Raw genomic sequence first — 22796 nt, forward strand, 5'->3', positions numbered from 1 at the left:
TTATATGTATAAGTTTTTATTAATTTTTACGTGAGTAGCAAAGAGAGTTTATGAAAATTATATCTATAAATGATATTTTACATAAGAAGTTAAATGTTGGTAGTCAAGTAATAGTGCAAGGATGGGTGCGTACTCGTCGTGATTCAAAAGCTAAAATTTCATTTTTAACTATTTATGATGGTTCTTGTTTTTCTTCATTACAAATAATCATTAAAAATACGATATCTAATTATTACACTGATGTTTTAAGTCTTACCTCTGGTTGTTCAGTTCAAATTACCGGCAAAATAGTAAAATCTTTAGGAAGTAAACAATATTTTGAAATGCAAGCAGTTATAGTTGAAGTATTAGGAAGAGTGAATAATCCAGACACATATCCTATATCTGCAAAACAGCATAGTATGAAGCATTTAAGAGGGGTAGCTCATTTACGACCACGGACCAATTTAATTGGATCTATAGCACGTATTAGGCATACTTTATTGCAGGCAATGCATCGTTATATGGATATGCAAGGTTTTTTTTGGGTTACTACTCCCATTATTACCTCTTCTGATACTGAAGGTGCTAGTAAAATGTTTCGTGTTTCGACTTTAGATCTTTCAAATTTATCCAATAGATCATGTAAAATAGATTATAAAAAAGATTTTTTTGGTAAAGAAACCTTTTTGACTGTTTCTGGACAGTTAAATGGAGAGTGTTATGCATGTGCATTATCAAAAATTTATACTTTTGGTCCTACTTTTCGAGCAGAAAATTCTAGTACTAGCCGGCATTTAGCTGAATTTTGGATGTTAGAACCAGAAATGGCATTTGCTAATTTAAAAGATATTTCTTTTTTTGCTGTGTCTTTATTAAAGAATATTTTTAAGGTTATTTTAGATAAGTGTACGGCAGATATTGAATTTCTTGTTGAAAAAATAGATCGTAATATTATAAATCGTTTAGAAAATTTTATAGATAGAGATTGTACTTTAATTTCTTATACTAAAATAATAGACATATTGCGAAACAGCGAGCTGCAATCTATCAATCAAATAGTTTGGGGTCAAGATTTTTCTTCCGAACATGAACGATTTCTCACAGAGAAGTATTTTCAATCTCCGGTAATAATAACAGATTATCCTAAGGAAATTAAGGCTTTTTATATGCGTTTAAATAATGATTTTAAAACTGTTGCGGCTATGGATTTATTAGTCCCTTTAGTTGGAGAGTTAATTGGTGGTTCACAGCGAGAAGAACGTCTTAACGTATTAGATATTAGATTGGAAGAATTTGGTTTAAATAAAGATGATTATTATTGGTATCGGGATTTACGTCGTTATGGTACTGTACCTCATTCTGGATTTGGGTTAGGTTTTGAAAGATTAATTTTATATATCACTGGCGTACAAAATATTAAGGATGTTATACCTTTTCCTAGATATCCATGTAGTATTAATTTTTAATGTTATTTTGATTTTTTAATACATTTTATTTATATTCTTGTGATTGTTGTGATTAATTTTGAATATAATTTATAAGTATTATTCATTAAATTGCAAATTAAGTCTTTGTAATTTAAAATTTGTTAATTGTTAAAAATTTTAATTTAAACTATTGGCAAAATAATCATAAGGAAGTAAAGTATATGCATAAATTTTTGTTTGGAATTATATAGGTATATCTTATGTTTGAATTAATTAAATTGGCTGCTCCTGATCCTATACTTGGAATTTCAGAGATTTTTAATAATGATAATCGTCCCGATAAAATAAATTTAGGCATTGGCGTGTATCAAGATGAATATGGAAATACACCGATTTTAGATAGCGTTAAACAAGCAGAATCTTCAATACTTAAAAATGAAATTACTAAGAATTATTTGAGTATTGAAGGAATATCTGATTTTATTTCTTGTACTCAAAGATTATTGTTTGGTATAGATAGTCAAATTGTTAAGGATCGTCGAATTTGTACCGTTCAAGCTCCTGGAGGTACTGGTGCGATACGAATCGCTTCAGATTTTTTAGTTAAAAATACGATAGCAAAACGAGTTTGGGTCAGTAGTCCAACTTGGACCAATCATATTAATATATTCAAGGCTGCAGGTTTACAAGTTTGTAATTATTCGTATTATGATTACGAGGAGTGCGGTCTTAATTTTGATGGTATGTTGATGGACTTGAGTAATGCACGATGTGGTGATATTGTTTTACTACATTCTTGTTGTCACAATCCGACAGGGGTCGATTTAAATGCTAATCAATGGCGTATTTTAGCAAAATTATCAGCAAAAAATCATTGGTTACCTTTGTTTGATTTAGCTTATCAAGGTTTTGGTAAAGGTTTGACTGAAGATGTTAAAGGTATTCATGTTTTTTCTGAATATAATCAAGAATTGATCATTTGTAGTTCTTATTCAAAGAATTTTGGTTTATATAATGAACGTGTTGGTGCTTGTACTTTAGTTGCTACCAGTGCTTCGGCTGCTGAATGCTCTTTAAGTCAATTAAAGTCTATCATTAGAGCGAATTATTCAAATCCACCAGCACATGGTGCTTTTATTGTTAGTACAATTTTGAAGGATAAAATTTTAAAATTTAAATGGGAAGAAGAACTTAGTAATATGAGACAAAATATAGGGTATATGCGTCAATTATTTGTATATACCTTAAATGATAAGGTTGATAAGGATTTTAGTTTTATTAATCAACAAATTGGAATGTTTTCTTTTATGGGTCTTAATCGTGATCAAGTAGTGAAATTGCGTGATTTGTCAGGTATTTATATGACAGATTCTGCAAGGATTAACGTTGCAGGTATCACTTTAAAAAATATTAATTTTATATGTGATGCTATTGCTTCGGTTTTATAACTTAAACATTTTGGGAGATATTTTTTGTTTTTATTTGGGATATGCTCTCATTTATGAATTAAAGGTTGTTTTATTTGTGGTATTTATTTTATTGATTTCTTTTTTGAAATTACTGTTTATTAATAGTAGTAATGGCTTAAGGATGTAATTGTATTTTATACAAGGAACGGATTGTTTTTGCGTTCGTATCCAATGGTTGATATTGGTCCGTGTCCAGGTAAAAAAATTGTGTTATCATTCATTGGTAATATTTTCTTTTTTATAGAATTTATTAATTGTTTTATGTCTCCTCCTGGCAAGTCAGTTCGGCCAATACTTTTTTTAAATAAAACATCTCCCATTAATATAAAATTGTATTTTTTATTCCAAAAAATTACGTGTCCTGGAGAATGTCCTGGACAGTGTAATACATTAAATGTTATTTCATTTCCTATTTTTATTAAATCGTTTTCTTTTAACCAAAAATCAGGTATTACAGGCTGAATGTGTTGGAGGGAAAATGCTTGAGCCTGATTAGACAAGTTTTCTAGGAGGACTCGGTCCTCTTGATGCGGGCCAATAATTGGTGCATTATAGAATCGTGATAACACCCGTGCACTCCCAACATGATCTAAATGCCCATGAGTGATTAAAATTTTTTCTATAACTAGTTTTAAGTTATTTATTACTTTATGTATTTTTACTTCTTCTCCACCAGGATCCACCAAGGCTGTTAATTTAGTTTTCTTACACCATATTAAAGAACAATTCTGTTGAAAATGAGTTACCGGAATAATTTTATATTGCATATTTTATTTTATTCGTCTTTATGTATGCTACAAATCAAAATTTGTTAGTTTTTTAATTTATTTATTAATTTTATTAATGTTTAATTTTGTTTAATTTATGTTAGCCAAGTTATGTTCAAGATATCTTAATTTTATTTTTTAATTGTTATTAAAATACTAATTATCCTAATTTATTCATATGAGCAATGTTAAATCCTCCATCTACATAGATAACTGAACCAGTAATGGCAGCAGATAAATTAGAACATAAAAAAGCTGCAGTATTACCAATATCTTCAATTGTTATATTTCTTCTAATTGGAGAAGATGATGCGCAATGAGATAACATTTTTTTAAAATTTGTTATCCCGGTTGCAGCTAATGTGTATATAGGTCCTGAAGAGATAGCATTTACTCGTATTCCATCTGGACCCATAGAATTAGCCATATATTTTGTATTTGCTTCTAAAGAGGCTTTAGCTAATCCCATAATGTTGTAATTTGGAACTGCTCGTACTGCTCCTAAATACGTTAAAGTGATTAAGGATGAATCTTTATTAAGCATTTTTCTTGATGCTTTAGCCATTGCGACAAAACTGTAAGAACTAATATCATGTGCTATCCTAAAACTTTCTTTGGTTATAACATCTACATAGTCACCTTTTAATTGATTTGGAGGAGCAAAAGCAATTGCATGTATAAAGCCATCAAAAGTATTCCATGTTTTTGCCAATTTTGAGAATAGTTCGATAATATTTTCATCATTTTCTACGTTACATGGTAAAATGATGCTAGAATTAAAATGTTTAGAGAGAACTTCTATACGTAATCTGATTTTTTCATTTGGATACGTAAAAGCTAATTCTGCTCCTTCACGATAAAGGGCTTGAGCAATACCGTACGCAATTGATCGAGTATTAACGATGCCAGTAATTAATATTCGTTTTCCAGTAAGAAAACTCACAATTCCTCCTGTTCTAAAAAGAGATCAGAAATGGTTTCTATATAATTCATGTTATTCAGAAATTATTTTAAACATATTTTTAAGGTGTGTGTATTTTATTTTTTTTTGTTATCTAAATTTTATATCGCCTAGTATTATGTATATATTAATTGGCCATAATAACAGCTATATATAAGTTCTAAAATATAAATTTCATTATAATATTTTAATTTAAAATTATCAAATATTAAAATGCAAACTATATTTTATTAATTTATGCGTTTTAGTTGTTAGGTTTCTTGATTATTATTGATTTTTATTATAGTATTTATTTTCGTTTCTTTATGTAAGAGTTTTGTTTTTGTTTATGATGTAGATACTGGCAGATTTAGTTATTATAATAAGTGGATCAATATAGTAAGATATCATATTTTATAAAGTGAATATACTGATTATATTCTACTTTATAGTAATTCCTCGAGGTTGCGGATTATATTAGTTTTTTAATAAGTCTACGAAGATTTTTAATGTTTAAATTTGATTATGTGTTTTTGTTATTTGTTTATTGTTTTCTTTTATCTTTTTTAATTAAAGATCTCAATGTTTTTAAATAATCCCACCTTAAGATCGGAGGCAGTGTAAATCATTTCACCATCACACAGTACTTGCCCGTCGGCCATACCCATTATTAACTTGCGTTTAATAATTCTTCTAAAATGAATCAAATAAGTAACTTTTTTAGAACTGGGTAAAATTTGTCCAGCGAATTTTACTTCCCCTACTCCCAAAGCACGTCCTTTACCAATTCCTCCTAGCCAACCTAAGTAAAATCCAACTAGTTGCCACATTGCATCTAATCCCAAACATCCCGGCATAACTGGATCTCCAATAAAATGGCAGTAAAAAAACCACATATCTGCTTTAATATCTAATTCTGCTTCTACAAATCCTTTATCATAATTCCCACCAGTTTCACTCATTTTTGTTACTCTATCTATCATTAACATATTAGGGGCAGGTAATGATGGTCCTTCTTTACCAAATAATTCTCCTCTACTAGAAGCTAGTAAATCTTCTTTTGAATATTTTGCTCGTTTATTATTAGTCATATATTTCTCTTCTTGAATATTTAATTGATAAAATTAAGAAATTGGTTTTTCTTTTTTATAATTTTATTATCTGGCAGTGATAATAAAAGTTGATTGTTATAGAATTTTGATATTTAGAAAGTAAATATATACAGCACATGGTTATTATCTTGTTATGTTTTATTAATAAAAATTAAATATAACATCATTATTCATTTGTAAGAGTATGTATGTGTTTTGTATAATTATTGTATTTCAGTTATTTTAGATTTTTTGTAAAATTTGTAATTATTTTGCTGATGTTTTATCAAATCACATATTTATTGGATTACCTATTAAAATATAGTATAACGTGTGAATTAAATTTTCATATTAAAACAAATTTGTTATTTTAGTTTTTGATATTTATGTTTGTGTTAAATTATTATTTGTTTTAAAGGTGAAATATTTATTTAACGGGGTGAATTTTGTTGGATAATTGTTAATTTAAATCAAAATTTTATATTTCTAATATTAGACAAGGTATTATTTTATTTTTAATTGGTATTTTTATTAGAAATGAACTGCTTATTATAGAATTGTATAAATCGTATAAATTATCGAAATTTAATAAACGTCCTTTATTTAGATTTTATGATGAATTTATTAAATATTAATCAAAGTATATTGGTTTGTATTTCTTGATGTTGAAATTTATTTATAACAAAAATACAATTGTAACTGTATTCTATTGTAGTTCATGATTATCATGAAGTATTTATGCAATTTTTAATTTCTTAACCTTGGTTTCTTTAACTGAATACGAATTGATCTGGCTAAATCATCTAGTATTGGTTGTTCTGGATGGAACATTAATGGTTCATGTCCTAATTGAACTTCTGCTAAATAGGTATGTATTGGTTTCCCTTCTTCATCTTCCATTACAACATGATACCAAGGAGAGGTGCGAAGAGTATTATCTGCAGTAATTTCTTCTAATTTTGGTTTTTCTAGTGAGTATTCTGGATCTACGTCTATAATTACACCTAAATATCCCAGCAACTTGTGTCTTACTTGTTGTCCTATACTAAATTTACTAGCAATCATAAAATCTCCTCAAATATTTAATTATTTATATTGGGTTTTCATTTAATAAAATGAATAATGAAACAACGTTAGTGATAAACTTAAAGCACTGAATTATAACAAAGTTACTGTTAAAATTACAGCTAAGTATTTATTATGGTAAATTACTTTTTTAAGCACAACTAAAATTTCTAAGTTTCTTGATAGTTTTCGATGTGACCTTTTAGAACCATAAAAGATTCTTATGAATTATATTTTATCATGATTTATGTTCGAATGCTACATTATTAATTTTTTACGATTTAGACTAGATATTTCTAAATAATTTTAGCTATAAATTAAAGTGCTAATTTAAAAAATTTTTTTAATTTTACATACACCTATTAGATTTAGGCAATCCTGCAATTTTAGCTGCTAATTTCGCAGGACTTTCAGAAGGGAAAAGATGAAAAAGGTACCTGCTATTACCAATATTAGTTCCATATTTTAATGCAATAATTTTGACCAACATTCGCATTGCTGGCGTAATTTTAAATTTTTTATAAAAGGACCTGAGGAAGTATATTATTTCCCAGTGTTTTTTTGTAAGATAAATATTAGATTCTTCAGCAATTTTTATAGCTATTTCTTCATTCCAATCATTTATGTTTATTAAATGCCCGTATGTATCAATAGTAGTATTTTTTTGTTTAAACTGCATTATGTTAAATTTCTATTTTAAAATTTATATTTTATATTTCTATTTATAAAATCTTGTTTAATTTCTGTTCAAGAATAAGAAAAAAATTTTTTTCTTATTCTTGAACAATGTTATTTTAATAGTATTTTTATCATTTAATACTTTAATATTAAACGATAAAAATATCAAAGTGTTTGCAATTTTATTTGTTTTTATATAGCATCTTATATTCATGGAGGAATGGTCGAGTGGTTAAAGGCGCCGGTCTTGAAAATCGGAAACGTATAATTAAAGATACGTTCTAGAGTTCGAATCTCTATTCCTCCTTGTTTTAATTGATTGATTGAGATAGATTTGTGTTAATTTATTTTCTCTTTTTATAAATTAAATTAAAATTGATTTTGAATCATTATTGATATTTATATAATTACGTTTGGTAAGATAAATTTGTTAACAAACGGATTAAGCATCATTAAGAATAACTGAAACGTGGGTCGTTAGCTCAAGTGGTAGAGCGGTTGATTCTTAATCAATTGGTTATAGGTTCGATTCCTATACGACCCAAAATTTAAGTAATGAATTTTTTAATGTTTTGATCTTTTAAATTTTAATCTTTGGACTTAAAATGTATGAAAATAGATTAGAAGTGGATTGTTTCTTAAGTGAATATGTAATTATGTATTTTATACGTTTTAGACCCTGAAGTTTTAATGTATTGATTTAATTTACATTAATTATAAGTTAGTGGATCTAGAAGTGTCGTTTTAAATCTTAAATCTCTAATGTAAATTACAATGTATTTAAATATACCTACTTGGTTGACTTTATCGCGTATCATTGTAACGCCGTTTTTTGTTTTAGTTTTTTATTTGCCCTTTCATTGGTGTCCTTTAGTTTGTTCGTTAATATTTTTTACTGCAGCAATTACCGATTGGTTTGATGGATTTTTGGCGCGCCGTTGGCGACAGATTACTAATTTTGGAACTTTTCTTGATCCAGTTGCAGATAAAATTATGGTTGTAATAGCTTTAATTTTAATAGCGGAATATTTTCATGTATGGTGGATTACATTACCTACTGTTGTCATAGTTATACGCGAAATTATTATTTCTGCATTACGTGGATGGTTAGCTGAATTAAATTCTTGTTTTAGAATATCTGTATCATGTATTGCAAAAGTTAAAACTGTTATTTTAATGTTAGCATTAATAGTATTATTGTGGCATCCTCATGTTTGGATAGTTAATATAGGTGTAATCATATTATATTTAGCAATGTTATTAACTTTTTGGTCCATGTTTCAATATTTAAATGCAGCTTGTTTTAATTTATTTAAAATTCGTTAATTTTTGTTTTAGGTAAAATTTTTACATATATTTTATTTATTATTTGAATATTTTGTAAGAATATAATTGATAATTTTATTTGTTTGGTATAGTTTTCAATTTATAAATTTTATTTGTATCCTTTAGTTGGCGCGCTGGCAGAATGGTTGTGCAGCGGATTGCAAATCCGTTTTATTTCGGTTCAATTCCGAAGCGCGCCTTTTTGTTGAAAATATGATTAATACATTAAAAGCCCGGGTGGTGGAATTAGGTAGACACAAGGGACTTAAAATCCCTCGGTTTTATGCCGTACGAGTTCAAGTCTCGTCCCGGGTAAAATTTGTATTATAAAAGAATAATGTAATTTTTTTTATTTAAATGTTTATTTTATAGAATTTGATAATTTATAGTTGAGTATGTATATTTTTTATGAATTAGGGTATTTATATAAGGTAAAAATCAGTAAAAGGTATGCATTTCTTAAAAGCTTCATCTTTTGTGTTATTTATTTTATTTTGCATGATTTATTATATTTGCTTATTTTTTAGTTTTTATTTTTTAATAAAAAGAAGATTTTCCTGTTGGACGTGTTTTAAAACGTCGATGTAGCCACATGTATTGTTCTGGAGCTAATAAAATAGATTTCTCTATTATTTTATTGATGTTTTTTATTATCGTTAAACGATCATTTAAAGGGGTTATATTTTCATTGGGTAAAATTAATAATTCATAACCAGATCCATTAGGTAAGCGTCGAGGTATAAATGTTATGATTGCGGGATTACTTAATTTAATTAGGATATATGTTCCTATAGTAGTTGCTGCGTGAGATACGGCAAATAATTTTGTAAATATACTATTTTTTGGTCCGTAGTCGTGATCTGGAGCATACCAAATTGTTTCTCCATCCTTTAAAGCTCGAAGCATAGCTTTAAGGTTTTTGTTATGAATCATATATTTATTGGATCTCAAACGTCCCCGAGTTTGTAACCATTCTAATAAAGCATTGTTATTTGGCCTATATACACCTACTCCTGGGTTAAAAATACCGAAAGTACGCGCTCCCAATTCAAGAGTTAAAAAATGTACACCAATTAGTAATATGCCATTATGTTTTTTGTATGCATTAATGATATGTTGAAAACCATTAATTTTGCACCAACGTTTAATGCGCCAATTAGGCCAAAACCATGCCATTCCAGTTTCTAGTATCCCCATTCCAATCGATTCACAATTTTTTTGCAAAAGATTTCTTTTTTCATCTGTTGCTAAATTAGGAAAACATAATTGTAAATTACGATTTATAATATTTATGCGGTATTTTATAAAGTATTTTGCTAAATGACCTAATTTAGTTCCGCAATAGTATATTATGGGATATGGTAATAATACTAATAAATACAAGATAACTATACCTATCCATATTAACCAATATTTGGGGTGTAAGAAAGAAATTTTAAAAACGGATTTATTTATCATATTATAAATAGTCTTACAAATAAGTTTAAATTAATATTTTAATGAATAATGTTTAGTTTTTTTGAATATTTATTTTTCTATAAAGTAATAGCGCTTAATTTAATTATATTGTAAATATAATATATTAGCGTTTAATTATGTTAAATTATATTAAATTACCATGCCATTTGTTTATAAATTTAAATTTATGAAAGTTTACCAGATTGTTTTATTTTATATATAAATGAAATAAAATTAAAGATTGATCGGATATTATATAAAAATTTTAAAAAATTTTGTTTTTTATTTTCTATCTTAAATATAGATTATTAATCTATATTTTAACGTATATTACAAACTATTTTCTTAATTTAGCAACTGTCAGAAATAAGCGATAGTTATTATTAATCAAAACAAAATTTTGTAATCCCATGATTATTCGTATATTTATATATAAATATTAAACAAAAGTTATCTATTTTAATCTTGGTTGAGATGATTTATAATTTTATATTTTAATGTTTTGATTTATAATGTATTATTTCAGCACAGAATAATTTAAGATTTTGTATATCGTAAATAAATGACGAAGGTGTGTTTTTGATTTTTATTTTGTTTCAATGGATTAAAGAAAACTATTTATTCTACAATTCAATTGAACATTATCACTAAATATCGTATTAATTTCATTATTTAATATTTATTGTTTATACTCTTATTTTTGAAATTTCATATTTTATTAAAATAAATATTTATCAAATTAAATTTTTTTATTAAATATCTTAATAAAGTATAGAACAATTCTATTGTTGGTCGCATTTTCTTTTTTTTATTTTTTTTAATATTTTCGTTTAATTTAGCAATAGATAAAGTAAATTTATTATTATCAGAAATTCTATTTTCTATTTGTTTATAATATTTCCGATCACGTTCCGTATTTATATGTTCTATTGTAGATGAATTAACATCTATCTCATGTAATTGAGGTAACAGGTAACTAGGAGCTGCTGCTTCTTCACCCTTTTTTATTCTTTTTACTGAATAATTTGGAGTCTGCATTTGATCATTAGGTACTATAATGGTACGAATGCCACCTTGACGTTTTTCTATTTCATTTATTGCTTCTCGTTTCTCATTAAGTAAAAATGAAGCTATAGGTACTGGTACAATAGCGTGTATTTCACAGGTGTTTTCTTTCAGAGCTTCTTCTTCTATTAACCTTAGTATGGAGAGGGAAAGAGATTCATTGTCTCTAATGTTTCCTGTACCTCCACAACGTGGACATATATAGTGACTGGACTCGCCCAATGATGGACTAAGTCTTTGTCTGGATAGTTCTAATAACCCAAAACGGGATATGCGTCCTATTTGAATTCTAGCTCGATCTTGTCTTGATAATTCTCGCAAACAATTTTCAATTTCTCGTTGATTTTTTATTGATACCATATCAATAAAATCAATAACAATCAATCCTCCTAAATCGCGTAATCGCATTTGACGTGCAATTTCATCTGCTGCTTCCATATTAGTATTAAAAGCTGTTGTTGCAATATCAATTCCTCGGGTGGAACGTGAAGAATTTATATCTATAGCTGTTAGCGCTTCAGTGGAATCTATTACTATAGATCCTCCAGAAGGCAAACGTACTTCACGTTGAAAAGCAGATTCGATTTGAGATTCTATTTGATAATGACTAAATAATGGAACTTCTCCATGGTATAGTTTTATTTTTTTAATAAAATCCGGACGACCTAGAGCAGCAATATATTCTTTGGCTGAATTAAGTGCTTTAGGATTATCAATTAAAATTTCTCCTATATTTGGTCCTAAATAATCCCTAATAGCACGGGCTATGACATTGCTTTCTTGATAAATTAGGAAAGGTGCCGCGTTTCGTTCCGCAGCTTTTTTTATTGCTTGCCAATGTTTCAGGCGAAAAGCTAAATCCCATTCTAATGCTTCCATAGTTTTTCCAATACCTGCAGTACGAACAATCAACCCCATTCCTTCAGGTAATTTTAACGAAGATAAAACTTCTTTTAACTCAATTCTATCATTACCTTCAATTCTGCGAGAAATACCTCCAGCTTTAGGGTTATTAGGCATAAGCACTAAGTAACTTCCAGCTAAACTTATAAATGTAGTTAATGCCGCTCCTTTATTACCTCTTTCTTCTTTATCTATTTGTACAATAATTTCTTGCCCTTCTTGTAATACATCTTTAACACTATATTTATTGTTAGGAGAAAATTGTACAGGATAATATTCACGGGATATTTCTTTAAGAGGTAAAAATCCATTACGTTCGACCCCATAATCTATAAAAGCTGCTTCTAAGCTAGGTTCAACACGTGTAACTTTTCCCTTATAGATATTAGCTTTTTTTTGTTCATGTCCTAGAGTTTCAATATCTAAATCATATAAACGTTGACCATCTACTAAAGCTACACGCAACTCTTCTTGTTGAGTAGCATTAATTAACATTCTTTTCATTGTGATTATACTCAGTATTTGGTTTTCTATAATCGGTATTAAGTACAAATATAATATAAATTGAAAATATTTTATTATTATTAACTTTGTTTGTCATATAATTAGATATAATTAAGTAGTAATTATTATTGATTTTTTATTTAAATTAATTATATAAAAAAAATGTTTCGTTATATACAGTTCATATATAATTTATTTTTTGAAAAATTTGATTTTTTTCATTTTTGTTATAATATTAGTAGATTTTTATTTCCTCTATATAAGATATAAATATTTAAAGTATTAAAATGCTATTATTGTGCTGTGTTTGAGCATTTGTTAATTTTACTCTAAGCAGTCTTAAGTTTTCTGATGAGGCCATAAATAAAATTTATTTGATACATTATGATATTATGATGTTTGTATATTAATAATGTTAATTGTGATAAAAGTGTTTTTAATAACTTTCTTAATCTACAAAATAATTTGAACAACTAAAAATTTTATTTAAGATGTTATTTTATTTGATGAAAAATTGTATAAAAAATGTAAATATAATTAATATTTCTTCCGAAAGGATCGGGCAAAGGGTTGATAATTTTTTACGTACTTATTTAAAAGGAGTGCCTAACAGCAAGATTTATCGCATTATTAGAAAAGGTGGAATACGAATCAATGGGAAACGAATACCAGTAAGATATCGTTTGCAAAAAAATGATATTTTAAGAATTCCTCCTGTTAGGCAAGTAGTAAAAAAACAAAAAATAACTACTTTGTGTTCTTCTGTATATTTAAAAAACATTAATTTAATACGCAATTCTATCATTTATGAAGATGATTATTTGATGATAATCAATAAACCTTCCGGTTTAGCTGTACATTCTGGTACTAAATTAAATTTTGGAATAATTGAAGGTCTACGTTTTTTACGTCCTACAGCAAATTTTCTAGAACTAGTGCATAGATTAGATAAAGATACTTCTGGCTTATTATTGTTAGCTAAAAAACGATCTGCTTTATTAGAATTACATAAGCAATTTCATTTCAAAAAAATACAAAAAAAATATTTGGTATTAGTAAGTGGTCAATGGCGTTCTTCCATAAGAGTTATTAATGTTCCATTATCAAGATGTATTTTGCCGGTGAATGGTTATCGTTTTGTTTATGTTGACCAACAATCAGGTAAGTATGCAGAAACAAGGTTTTTGATAAAAGAAAGGTTTGATTTAGCAACATTAATCATTGCAACACCTATTACAGGTCGTACCCATCAAATACGAGTTCATACTCAATTTGTTGGACATCCTATTGCATTTGATAAACTTTATGGAAATAAAATATTTAATAAACGATTTGAATCATATGGATTGAATAGATTATTTTTACATTCTTTTCTACTAAAATTTACTCATCCTAATAATGGGAAAATTGTATTTGTTAAAGCGCCATTAGATGTTGCATTACAGAAATGTTTATATGTTTTGCGGGGAAATCAGTAAATTTTAAGTATTATATGTGATTAAAATACATGATATTACAAATTATAATATTTGGGGTTAGTATTTTTATTTATTTAAAAGTAGTTTTGTAACAAAATTATTATGAAATAATATTTATTCTTTTAAATATTTAATCTAAAATTTAGAACGTTAGCTTTTAGTTTTTAGTTTGTATTTTATGATTGTTATGGAGATTAAGTTCAGATTGATATATTATTATCCTTTGTTGTATTCTAAAATTTGTTTGTAATATCAAAATATGTTTAGATACTTGTTATAATGCAATCACTGATTGGTAGGTTCAGTTTTTTACAAGAGAGTAATATTTTGAAAATTATTAAAATTGATAAGTTCATTGTTTATTATATAAAACGTTTTAAATTATTTTTTGATTTTAAGTTGTAATTTTAATTATATTTGTGATTATTTTAGTGGTTAATTATTTTTAAAAAAAAAGGAGAAAATCTTATGGCTGTACAACAGAATAAACCAACTAGAGCTAAGCGTGGTATGCGACGTTCTCATGATGCATTAACTTTTGCTGCTATATCAGTAGACAGTGATTCTGGTAAGGTGCATCGTCGGCATCATATTACTAGTGATGGTTTTTATCGCGGCCGGAAAGTCATTAAAAAATAAAGTTAGTTATATATTTTAAGGATAATTAATTTTGAGACGTCTAACTCTCGCATTAGACGCAATGGGTGGCGATTTTGGCCCTACTGTTACGATACCCGCAGCTATAAGAGCTTTGGACCTGTATCCTCAACTTGAGTTATTGGTTGTTGGTAATTCTGATGTGATTCATTCTACTTTAGTAAAAGTAAAATGTAATTTTTTGAAACGAATAACCGTTGTTCCTACGGAATTAGTTATTAGTAGTGAGATTAAGCCTTCACAAGCTATTCGAGTAAGTCGTGGTACTTCAATGCGTGTTTCTCTCGAACTTATTAAAAATGGTCATGCAAAAGCTTGTATCAGCGCTGGAAATACTGGTGCTCTAATGGGGTTAGCAAAATTAGTATTAAAATCAATAAGAGGTATTAATAGGCCTGCACTGACAGTAGTATTGCCAAATTATAAAAAAGGTAAAACTGTTGTATTGGATTTAGGTGCTAATTTAGAATGTAATGCTTCAATGTTAATGCAATTTGCTATTATGGGTTCTGTTTTAGCAGAACAAATTATTGGAGTAAAAGATCCACGAGTAGCATTGTTAAATATCGGAGAAGAAGAAATAAAAGGATTAAATAACATTCGACAAGCTGCAGAAATGCTACGTAATACTGCATTAATTCATTATATAGGATATCTTGAAGCTAATGAATTATTAATGGGTAAAACTGATGTGTTAGTTTGTGATGGATTTATTGGCAATATCACATTGAAAACTATGGAAGGAGTGATAAAAGTTTTTCTTTCTTTACTAAGAGATTCAGGACGTAGTATTAAACCAAAATGGCTAGCGCAATGGGTGAATGGTTGGATAAAAAGACGCTTAGTGAATCAATTTAGTCAATTACACCCTGATCGATATAACGGGGCCTGTTTGTTAGGATTAAAGGGTACTGTAATTAAAAGTCATGGGGCAGCAAACGAACACGCATTTACTGCTGCTATTATACAGGCAATGCAAGCAGTAGAGTATCAGATACCAGAAAAAATAGCTGTTCGTTTGGATACAGTTTTGCCAAAAAGTAACAATTAAAAGCATATACATGTTTACTAAAATTATCGGAACAGGAAGTTACCTTCCTGTTCATGTTCGACCTAATGCTGCTCTAGAAAAAATGATTGATACATCGGATGAATGGATTGTTACTCGAACAGGCATAAGAGAGCGAAGGATTTCTAACGCTGATGAAACCGTATCTAATATGGGGCGTTATGCTGCTAAAAGAGCATTAGAAATGGCTGGTATTTCAGCAGATAAAATTGGTATCATTATTGTAGCTACTACATCTGCTAGTCATGCTTTTCCTAGTTCAGCTTGTCAAATTCAACGCGATTTAAAGATGGGAGATAGCATAGCTTTTGATTTATCAGCAGCTTGTGCTGGGTTTGCTTATGCTTTAAGTGTAGCTGATCAATATATTAAAAATAGTATGACAAAGTATGCGCTAGTAATAGGTTCAGATGTTCTTAGTCATGCATTAAATCCTAAAGATCGAAGTACATTAGTTTTGTTTGGTGATGGTGCAGGGGCAGTATTGTTAAGTTCTTCTCAAAATCCTGGTATTATTTCTACTCATTTGCATGCTGATGGTCGTTACAGTAATTTACTAACTCTTCCCTATTATAATCGGGTATATCCTAAATCTTCTAATTATTTAACAATGTCTGGTGGAGAAGTTTTTAAGATAGCAGTAACTGTTTTAACTCATATCGTGAATGAAACCATGAATGCTAATAATCTTGATCTTAATCAATTAGATTGGTTGATACCCCATCAAGCAAATATTCGTATTATATCTGCAGCTACAAAACGCTTGGGTATGAAAATGGACAAAGTTGTGATAACTTTAGATAGACATGGCAATACGTCTGCTGCTTCTATACCATTAGCGTTAGATGAAGCGGTACGTGATGGACGTATTAAATCTGGACAATTAGTTTTATTAGAAGCATTTGGTGCTGGACTTACTTGGGGTTCAGTATTGTTAAGATTCTAATTTTAAATATTAGGAGTTAATAAATTGTGTTAGGTATGATGTTTCCTGGGCAAGGATCTCAAATGATTGGTATGTTAAAACAACTTGCAGAAATTTATTCTTTAGTTGAAGGCACTTTTGAAGAAGCAGCAGACGTATTGAAATATGACTTGTGGAATTTAGTACAACGAGGTCCAATTGAAGAGTTAAGTAAGACATGGAGAGCTCAACCAGCAATTTTAGCTGCTTCTATTTCTATTTGGCGAATCTGGAAACAGCAAGGAGGAAAAAATCCTGAATTGATGGCTGGTCATAGTTTAGGAGAATATTCTGCGTTGGTTTGTTCTGGTGTAATAAATTTTGTAGATGCTATTCAATTAGTAGAATTGCGTGGTAGATTAATGCAGGAAGCAGTACCTATTGGTTGCGGAGCCATGGCTGCCATTATTGGTTTGGACGATAATATTGTTTTGAGCGCTTGTATTCAAGAAAAACGAGATCAAATTGTTTCAATATCAAGCTTTAATGCTTCTGATCAAGTAGTTATTTCCGGTCATAAGGAAGCAGTACAACGGGTGATGATTATATGTAAAAAATTAGGTGCTAAAAAAATCTTTTTGTTGCCTATAAGTGTTCCTTCTCATTGTGAATTAATGAGATCGATTGCAATAAAATTAGCTAATAATCTTAACAAAGTTAATTTTTGTGTACCAAAAATTCCAGTAGTGAACAATGTTGACGTATATATTGAACAAAACCCGATTTATATTCGTCGAGCATTAATTAGACAATTATATCAGCCAGTACGTTGGATGGACATTTTAAGATATTTAATACATCAAGGTGTTGATGTATTATTGGAATTGGGTCCTGGAAAAATTTTGACAAGTTTAGCAAAGCGTAGTTTTGATTCTTTGTTTGTTTTGTCTATAAATAATCCAGAGGCATTAAGTAAGTCTATTACACACAATTATTATTGAGGTAAATAAATGAGTCTTGACGGTAAAATTGCATTAGTTAGCGGTGCTACTCGCGGTATAGGTCGTAGTATTGCAGAAATATTATCTGAACACGGAGCCACTGTTATAGGTACAGCTACTACTAAACTAGGAGCAAAAGATATTAGTGTGTATTTAGGAAATAGTGGGAAAGGAATGGAGCTTGATGTAACTGATCAATCTTCAATAGATTCTCTTTTGAAAAGAATACATTTAGAATTTAATGGTGTTGACATTTTAATAAATAATGCTGGAATTATACGAGATAGTATTTTAATTAATATGCAAGAAGATATGTGGCAAAATGTTTTGAATGCTAATCTTACATCAATATACCGTATGTCAAAATCTGTCATAAGATCAATGATTAAGAAACGATATGGTAGAATAATTACTATTGGTTCTGTTGTAGGTTCAATGGGTAATATTGGTCAAACAAATTATGCAGCAGCCAAAGCAGGATTAATTGGATTTAGTAAGTCACTTGCTCGCGAGGTTGCTGCGCGCGGTATTACAGTCAATGTGGTATCTCCTGGTTTTATCGAAACAGATATTACAATGATTATGACAAAAGAATATCGCAATAAAATCTTATCTAGAATTCCAATGAATAAATTTGGCACCACAAGAGATGTCGCTAATGTTGTTGCTTTTTTTGCATCAGATGAAGCGCGATATATCACTGGCGAAACTATTCATGTGAACGGAGGGATGTATATGTTATAAATATAATAATAGCATTATGTTATGTATAATGAAAGCAGGATGCTAGCTTTCAATTATATTTTATTAAAATTAATAGTAGTATCATTATATTTTATTTGGTATTGTTATAAACAAAGAAGTCAGTGTTAAATATTTATAGGGATGATATAATGAGTGATATTGAAGAAAGTGTTAAAACAATTATTGCTGAACAATTAGGTGTAAAAAAAGAGGAAGTTGTAAATAATGCCTCTTTTGTTGAAGATCTTGGCGCCGATTCTCTTGATACTGTTGAATTAGTTATGGCATTAGAAGAAGAATTTGACACCGAAATTCCTGATGAAGAAGCTGAAAAAATTACTACTGTACAAGCAGCTATCGATTTTATTAGAACTCATCGAAAATGAATTGAATATAAGTTATGTAATATTATATATTAATGCGAGTAAAATATCAGATATGTGCCCTTTTATATCTATGTTTCATAGCTTAGGTGTTACTTGTTTATATGTATTTATATTCGATTTGATTTTTTTGAGAATTAATTTATAATAAATAATAGAATATTTTGTGATTATTTAAAATGTATTGGATAAATGGTGTTTTTGGTAAGCGTTTATCATTGTTTAATCGTGCTGTTCAGTTTGGTGATGGATTTTTTACTACTGCTAAATTAAAAGATAATAAAATTTTATTATTAGATTGGCATATTGAAAGATTGATAATGTCAGCAAAGCGTCTATTATTTAATAATATAAATTGGTCTTTTTTGCTTAAGGAAATACAAACGGTAGCAGATAGTAATACTGATGGTGTAATTAAAATAATAATTGCTAGAAATAATAGCATAAATAATTGTAATTACCCCAATAATGGTTCTTCTGTGAGAATTATTATTCATGATAAAATGCCTGACTATTATGTATCTTGGTTGCAGGATGGTATAAAATTAGCTCTGAGTCCTATAAAATTAGTTAGAGATTCAGTTTTTTCTGGCATTAAACATTTAAACAGAATAGAGCAATTTATGATTAATGCATATCGTGATAAAAATATTAGTGATGAGGTTCTGGTATTGGATACTGAAGATAATATAATAGAATGTTGTTATTCAAATATTTTTTGGCGACGAAATATGAAAGTTTTTACTCCAATGTTAACTCATGCAGGAATATTTGGAATTATGCGTCGTTTGATCATGATATTATTACCTAAATTAGGGTATCAAATTAAGGAAATTATTACTGGAATTGAAGATATATATAGAGCAGATGAAGTTTTTATTACTAACTCTCTATTACCTGTAGTTTCAGTAAATTCTATAGAGGAAAAAAAATTTTACGATAAAACTTTATTTAAGTTACTAAGTCTTCATAATTTTTATTGAATGTATTAGATTATGTTTAAATATCATCAAGATTTATTATAGTTTGTATCGTGTTTTATTTTGAATTTTTATTGTGTTTTGTCAGTTTTTAATTCGTATTATTATCGATGATGAGTCCATGTTCTTATGTTGGTAAATAGTAAAATTATGTTAATACATATCATATTTGTCTATATTTACTAATAAATTATGATTGCACAAGCTAATTATACGGTAATTTATTAAAATCAATATTGCGTATAGAAATTATGTTTTGAAATTATTTTAGATAAGGTTAATCAAAGATAATGTTAAATCTTTATGGCAGGTAAATTTATTGTAATAGAAGGATTAGAAGGTTCAGGAAAAAGTAGCGCTATCAAACAAGTTGCTAAAACTTTAAGAAAATATGGAATATATAAATTTATTATTACTCGCGATCCTGGTGGCACACCTTTATCTGAAAAATTACGAATTTTGATTAAAAAAGGAATTGATAACGAGGCAATAACGGATTATGCCGAATTGTTAATGTTTTATACAGCGAGAATACAGTTGTTAGAAAATGTAATTAGGCCAGCATTATTAAGAAATATTTGGGTTATAGGAGATAGATATGACCTTTCTTCACAAACTTATCAGGGTTGTGGAAGAAAATTAGATAAGATGTTATTACATATACTTAAGAATACAGTTCTTAAAAATTTTCAACCTGATTTAACTTTATATCTCGATGTTTCTCCAATCATAGGTTTGTCTCGTATTCTTAAAAAAAGAAAGTTAGATCGTGTTGAATTAGAATCTTTAGATTTTTTTAATCGTGTTCGTTCATGTTATAAATTAATAGCAGCTAAAGATCATCGAATAATAACTATTGATGCAAATCAAGAATTACGAAACGTACACGATAGAATATTTTTTTATTTAAAACGATGGTTAATAGATCAAGGAATGAAGAAATGCGATGGTATCCCTGGTTGACTGATTTGTATAAAAGAATTTTGTTATCTTATAAACAAGGTAAAGGTCATCATGCATTACTATTACATAGTTGTAGAGGTAATGGTATTAGTGTATTAATATATGCTATTAGTCGCTGGTTGATTTGTAAAAATCCTAATAGTAATAAAAGTTGTCATACATGTCGAGATTGTACTTTAATGCAAATTAATAATCATCCGGATTATTATTGTCTTGCACCAACATCAAAATATTCTAGTATAGGCGTGGAAAATATTAGAGAACTTGTTCATACTTTATATGAATGTGCGCATCGAAAAGGCGTTAAAGTTATATCATTAGCATACAGTGAATGTTTAACAGATCAGGCTGTTAATGCTTTATTAAAAATTATTGAAGAGCCTCCTATTGATACTTATTTTTTATTAGGGTGTTATAATTATGCACATTTATTACCTACTTTGAAGAGCAGATGTTGCCATTGGTTTTTATCTCCTCCTTGTGAAGAACAAGGGTTAAATTGGTTACAAAAAAATAGAATCGTCAATATTTTACATGCATCTACTGCATTACGTTTATGTAATGGCGCTCCATTAGCTGCACAAGATTTATTAAATTCAAAAGATTGGCAATTACGTCTTGATTTATGTAAATCTATGTTTAATGTTATAACGAAACATAATTTTTTTAATTTGTTATCATTGTTTTGTGATCAAAATAATGATGATATTGTATGTTGGTTAATTAGTTTGTTGGTTGATGCTTTAAAATGGCAATTTAAGATGCAGGATTTGTTAATAAACGTAGATCAAACTAAATTAATTGCTTCTTTAGCTTGTAATTGGTCTTCGCAAATTTTAAATGGTCAATTAAAAAAATGGATACAATATAGACAGTGTTTGCATGATATGAGTGGCGTGAATAAAGAGTTGTTATTAGCGCATCAATTACTTAGTTGTGAACAACAAATTGATAGTTTATATTTTAATTGAATTTCTAGGGGATAGGTTTATGTTTTTGGTTGATTCTCATTGTCATTTGGATAAATTAAATTATAAATCTTTGCATAAAGATGTAGTGGATGTTTTAAATAAGGCTAATCTTAAAAATGTAAAGTTAATTTTGGCAGTTGCTACTACTTTAGAGGATTTTTATAAAACTCGTGTAATGGTTAGTTCTTATGATAATGTTTTATTATCTTGTGGAATTCATCCATTAAATTTTAATAATTTTCAAGATCTTATTGACCTTAATAATTTAGCTATAGATGAAGATATTATAGCAATTGGTGAAACTGGGTTAGATTATTATCATAATACTAAAGATAATAAGGAGGAACAAAAAGAAGCATTTCGTCAACATATACGAATTGCTCGTAAATATCAGAAACCGTTGATAGTACATACTCGTAATTCTAGTCAAGATGTTATAGATATTTTTTTGCATGAGGAAAAATTAGGCAATTGTAGTGGTGTTATTCATTGTTTTAATGAAAGCAAAGATGTTTTAAAATTGTTTTTAGATATTGGTTTTTATATTTCTTTTTCTGGAATTATTACTTTTAATTTATCTAAATCTCTTCGTGATGTTATACATTATATTCCTTTAGATTATTTATTAGTAGAAACTGATTCTCCATATTTAACTCCTGCACCTTACCGCGGCCAAGAAAATCAGCCGTCTTATACATATTATGTGGCTAATTGTTTAGCAAAGTTGAAAAACATGTCGTTAGAAAAGTTATCGTATATTACGACCGAAAATTTTTATAGATTATTTCAGATAAGATAGATTTTTGTTTTAATTATTATAGTTTAATAATTACATAGAGTTAAATTTTAATATATAATATGTATTGTGTGTTATAGTTATCATGATTATCATTATTTATATAATGAAGCAGCTGTTATTTAATTTTCTATAAGTTTGTAACATCCTGTGTAAATTATATTATCATTTTATA

Annotated in this window: 20 protein-coding genes, 4 tRNA genes and 1 pseudogene; 18 read left to right on the plus strand and 7 right to left on the minus strand. The window is 28.2% G+C overall.

The window, feature by feature from the left end:
- The first annotated feature begins 50 nt into the window (after positions 1-50).
- On the plus strand, positions 51-1448 hold the full coding sequence (gene asnS, locus GN160_RS00130; protein ID WP_192380374.1) for an asparagine--tRNA ligase: 1398 nt from the start codon (positions 51-53) through the stop codon (positions 1446-1448).
- A gap of 221 nt (positions 1449-1669) precedes the next feature.
- Positions 1670-2857, plus strand: coding sequence for an amino acid aminotransferase (locus tag GN160_RS00135; protein WP_192380376.1), 1188 nt, complete (start codon positions 1670-1672; stop codon positions 2855-2857).
- Positions 2858-3012: 155 nt separating this feature from the next.
- Here the strand turns inward: GN160_RS00135 and GN160_RS00140 are convergent, their stop codons facing one another.
- From GN160_RS00140 to GN160_RS00160, 5 genes are all read right to left on the minus strand, one after another.
- On the minus strand, positions 3013-3645 hold the full coding sequence (locus tag GN160_RS00140) for an MBL fold metallo-hydrolase (RefSeq protein WP_192380377.1): 633 nt from the start codon (positions 3643-3645) through the stop codon (positions 3013-3015).
- Positions 3646-3805: 160 nt separating this feature from the next.
- Positions 3806-4588, minus strand: coding sequence for an SDR family oxidoreductase (locus GN160_RS00145; RefSeq protein ID WP_192380379.1), 783 nt, complete (start codon positions 4586-4588; stop codon positions 3806-3808).
- 563 nt (positions 4589-5151) lie between these two features.
- Positions 5152-5676 carry a bifunctional 3-hydroxydecanoyl-ACP dehydratase/trans-2-decenoyl-ACP isomerase gene (gene fabA / locus GN160_RS00150; RefSeq protein WP_192380381.1) on the minus strand — a complete coding sequence of 175 codons (525 nt, stop codon included), beginning with the start codon at positions 5674-5676 and terminating at the stop codon, positions 5152-5154.
- A gap of 747 nt (positions 5677-6423) precedes the next feature.
- Positions 6424-6741 (minus strand): heat shock protein HspQ, encoded by a 318-nt coding sequence (gene hspQ, locus GN160_RS00155; RefSeq protein WP_192380383.1) that lies wholly within the window; start codon positions 6739-6741, stop codon positions 6424-6426.
- 349 nt (positions 6742-7090) lie between these two features.
- On the minus strand, positions 7091-7420 hold the full coding sequence (locus GN160_RS00160; protein WP_192380385.1) for a TusE/DsrC/DsvC family sulfur relay protein: 330 nt from the start codon (positions 7418-7420) through the stop codon (positions 7091-7093).
- A gap of 213 nt (positions 7421-7633) precedes the next feature.
- On the opposite strand from GN160_RS00160, the gene GN160_RS00165 reads away from it, so the two are divergent.
- The 5 genes from GN160_RS00165 to GN160_RS00185 all read left to right on the plus strand — a co-directional run bounded on the left by GN160_RS00165 (position 7634) and on the right by GN160_RS00185 (position 9060).
- Positions 7634-7726: transfer RNA gene (locus GN160_RS00165), tRNA-Ser, on the plus strand.
- Positions 7727-7890: 164 nt separating this feature from the next.
- Positions 7891-7963 (plus strand) — tRNA-Lys (locus GN160_RS00170).
- Between the two features lie 230 nt (positions 7964-8193).
- A complete protein-coding gene (gene pgsA / locus GN160_RS00175) occupies positions 8194-8745 on the plus strand; it encodes a CDP-diacylglycerol--glycerol-3-phosphate 3-phosphatidyltransferase (protein ID WP_192380386.1) in 552 nt (183 codons plus the stop codon).
- Between the two features lie 128 nt (positions 8746-8873).
- A tRNA-Cys gene (locus GN160_RS00180) sits at positions 8874-8945 on the plus strand.
- Positions 8946-8976: 31 nt separating this feature from the next.
- Positions 8977-9060: transfer RNA gene (locus GN160_RS00185), tRNA-Leu, on the plus strand.
- Positions 9061-9282: 222 nt separating this feature from the next.
- On the opposite strand, the gene lpxL is transcribed toward GN160_RS00185, so the two are convergent.
- Positions 9283-10203: an LpxL/LpxP family Kdo(2)-lipid IV(A) lauroyl/palmitoleoyl acyltransferase gene (lpxL, locus tag GN160_RS00190; protein ID WP_192380388.1), complete on the minus strand. Its 921-nt coding sequence runs from the start codon at positions 10201-10203 to the stop codon at positions 9283-9285.
- Positions 10204-11103: 900 nt separating this feature from the next.
- Positions 11104-12675 (minus strand): annotated as a pseudogene (gene rne / locus GN160_RS00195) (ribonuclease E); the annotation flags it as partial.
- A 506-nt stretch (positions 12676-13181) separates the two neighbouring features.
- On the opposite strand from rne, the gene rluC reads away from it, so the two are divergent.
- The 11 genes from rluC (at position 13182) to GN160_RS00250 (ending at position 22624) form a co-directional block, all read left to right on the plus strand.
- Complete coding sequence (gene rluC / locus GN160_RS00200; RefSeq protein WP_192380390.1) at positions 13182-14153, plus strand: 23S rRNA pseudouridine(955/2504/2580) synthase RluC; 972 nt, start codon at positions 13182-13184, stop codon at positions 14151-14153.
- Positions 14154-14621: 468 nt separating this feature from the next.
- Positions 14622-14792 (plus strand): 50S ribosomal protein L32, encoded by a 171-nt coding sequence (gene rpmF / locus GN160_RS00205; RefSeq protein WP_192380392.1) that lies wholly within the window; start codon positions 14622-14624, stop codon positions 14790-14792.
- A gap of 31 nt (positions 14793-14823) precedes the next feature.
- Positions 14824-15861, plus strand: coding sequence for a phosphate acyltransferase PlsX (gene plsX, locus GN160_RS00210; protein ID WP_192380394.1), 1038 nt, complete (start codon positions 14824-14826; stop codon positions 15859-15861).
- 10 nt (positions 15862-15871) lie between these two features.
- Positions 15872-16825, plus strand: coding sequence for a beta-ketoacyl-ACP synthase III (locus tag GN160_RS00215; RefSeq protein WP_192380396.1), 954 nt, complete (start codon positions 15872-15874; stop codon positions 16823-16825).
- A 35-nt stretch (positions 16826-16860) separates the two neighbouring features.
- Positions 16861-17784 (plus strand): ACP S-malonyltransferase, encoded by a 924-nt coding sequence (gene fabD / locus GN160_RS00220; RefSeq protein ID WP_192380846.1) that lies wholly within the window; start codon positions 16861-16863, stop codon positions 17782-17784.
- A 9-nt stretch (positions 17785-17793) separates the two neighbouring features.
- A complete protein-coding gene (gene fabG / locus GN160_RS00225) occupies positions 17794-18528 on the plus strand; it encodes a 3-oxoacyl-ACP reductase FabG (RefSeq protein WP_192380398.1) in 735 nt (244 codons plus the stop codon).
- Positions 18529-18677: 149 nt separating this feature from the next.
- Positions 18678-18914, plus strand: a complete 237-nt coding sequence (acpP, locus tag GN160_RS00230; RefSeq protein WP_192380400.1) for an acyl carrier protein — start codon at positions 18678-18680, stop codon at positions 18912-18914.
- Positions 18915-19090: 176 nt separating this feature from the next.
- Positions 19091-19894, plus strand: coding sequence for an aminodeoxychorismate lyase (pabC, locus tag GN160_RS00235; RefSeq protein WP_192380401.1), 804 nt, complete (start codon positions 19091-19093; stop codon positions 19892-19894).
- A gap of 300 nt (positions 19895-20194) precedes the next feature.
- On the plus strand, positions 20195-20854 hold the full coding sequence (gene tmk / locus GN160_RS00240; protein WP_192380403.1) for a dTMP kinase: 660 nt from the start codon (positions 20195-20197) through the stop codon (positions 20852-20854).
- Positions 20833-21825: a DNA polymerase III subunit delta' C-terminal domain-containing protein gene (locus GN160_RS00245; RefSeq protein WP_192380405.1), complete on the plus strand. Its 993-nt coding sequence runs from the start codon at positions 20833-20835 to the stop codon at positions 21823-21825. Before tmk ends, GN160_RS00245 begins: the two co-directional genes overlap by 22 nt.
- Before the next feature lie 19 nt (positions 21826-21844).
- Entirely contained in the window at positions 21845-22624 is a 780-nt protein-coding gene (locus GN160_RS00250; protein WP_192380407.1) for a YchF/TatD family DNA exonuclease, read from the plus strand.
- Positions 22625-22796: the final 172 nt, after the last annotated feature.

Source organism: Blochmannia endosymbiont of Colobopsis nipponica (assembly GCF_014857065.1).
In the GTDB taxonomy this organism is placed as follows: Bacteria; Pseudomonadota; Gammaproteobacteria; order Enterobacterales; family Enterobacteriaceae; genus Blochmanniella.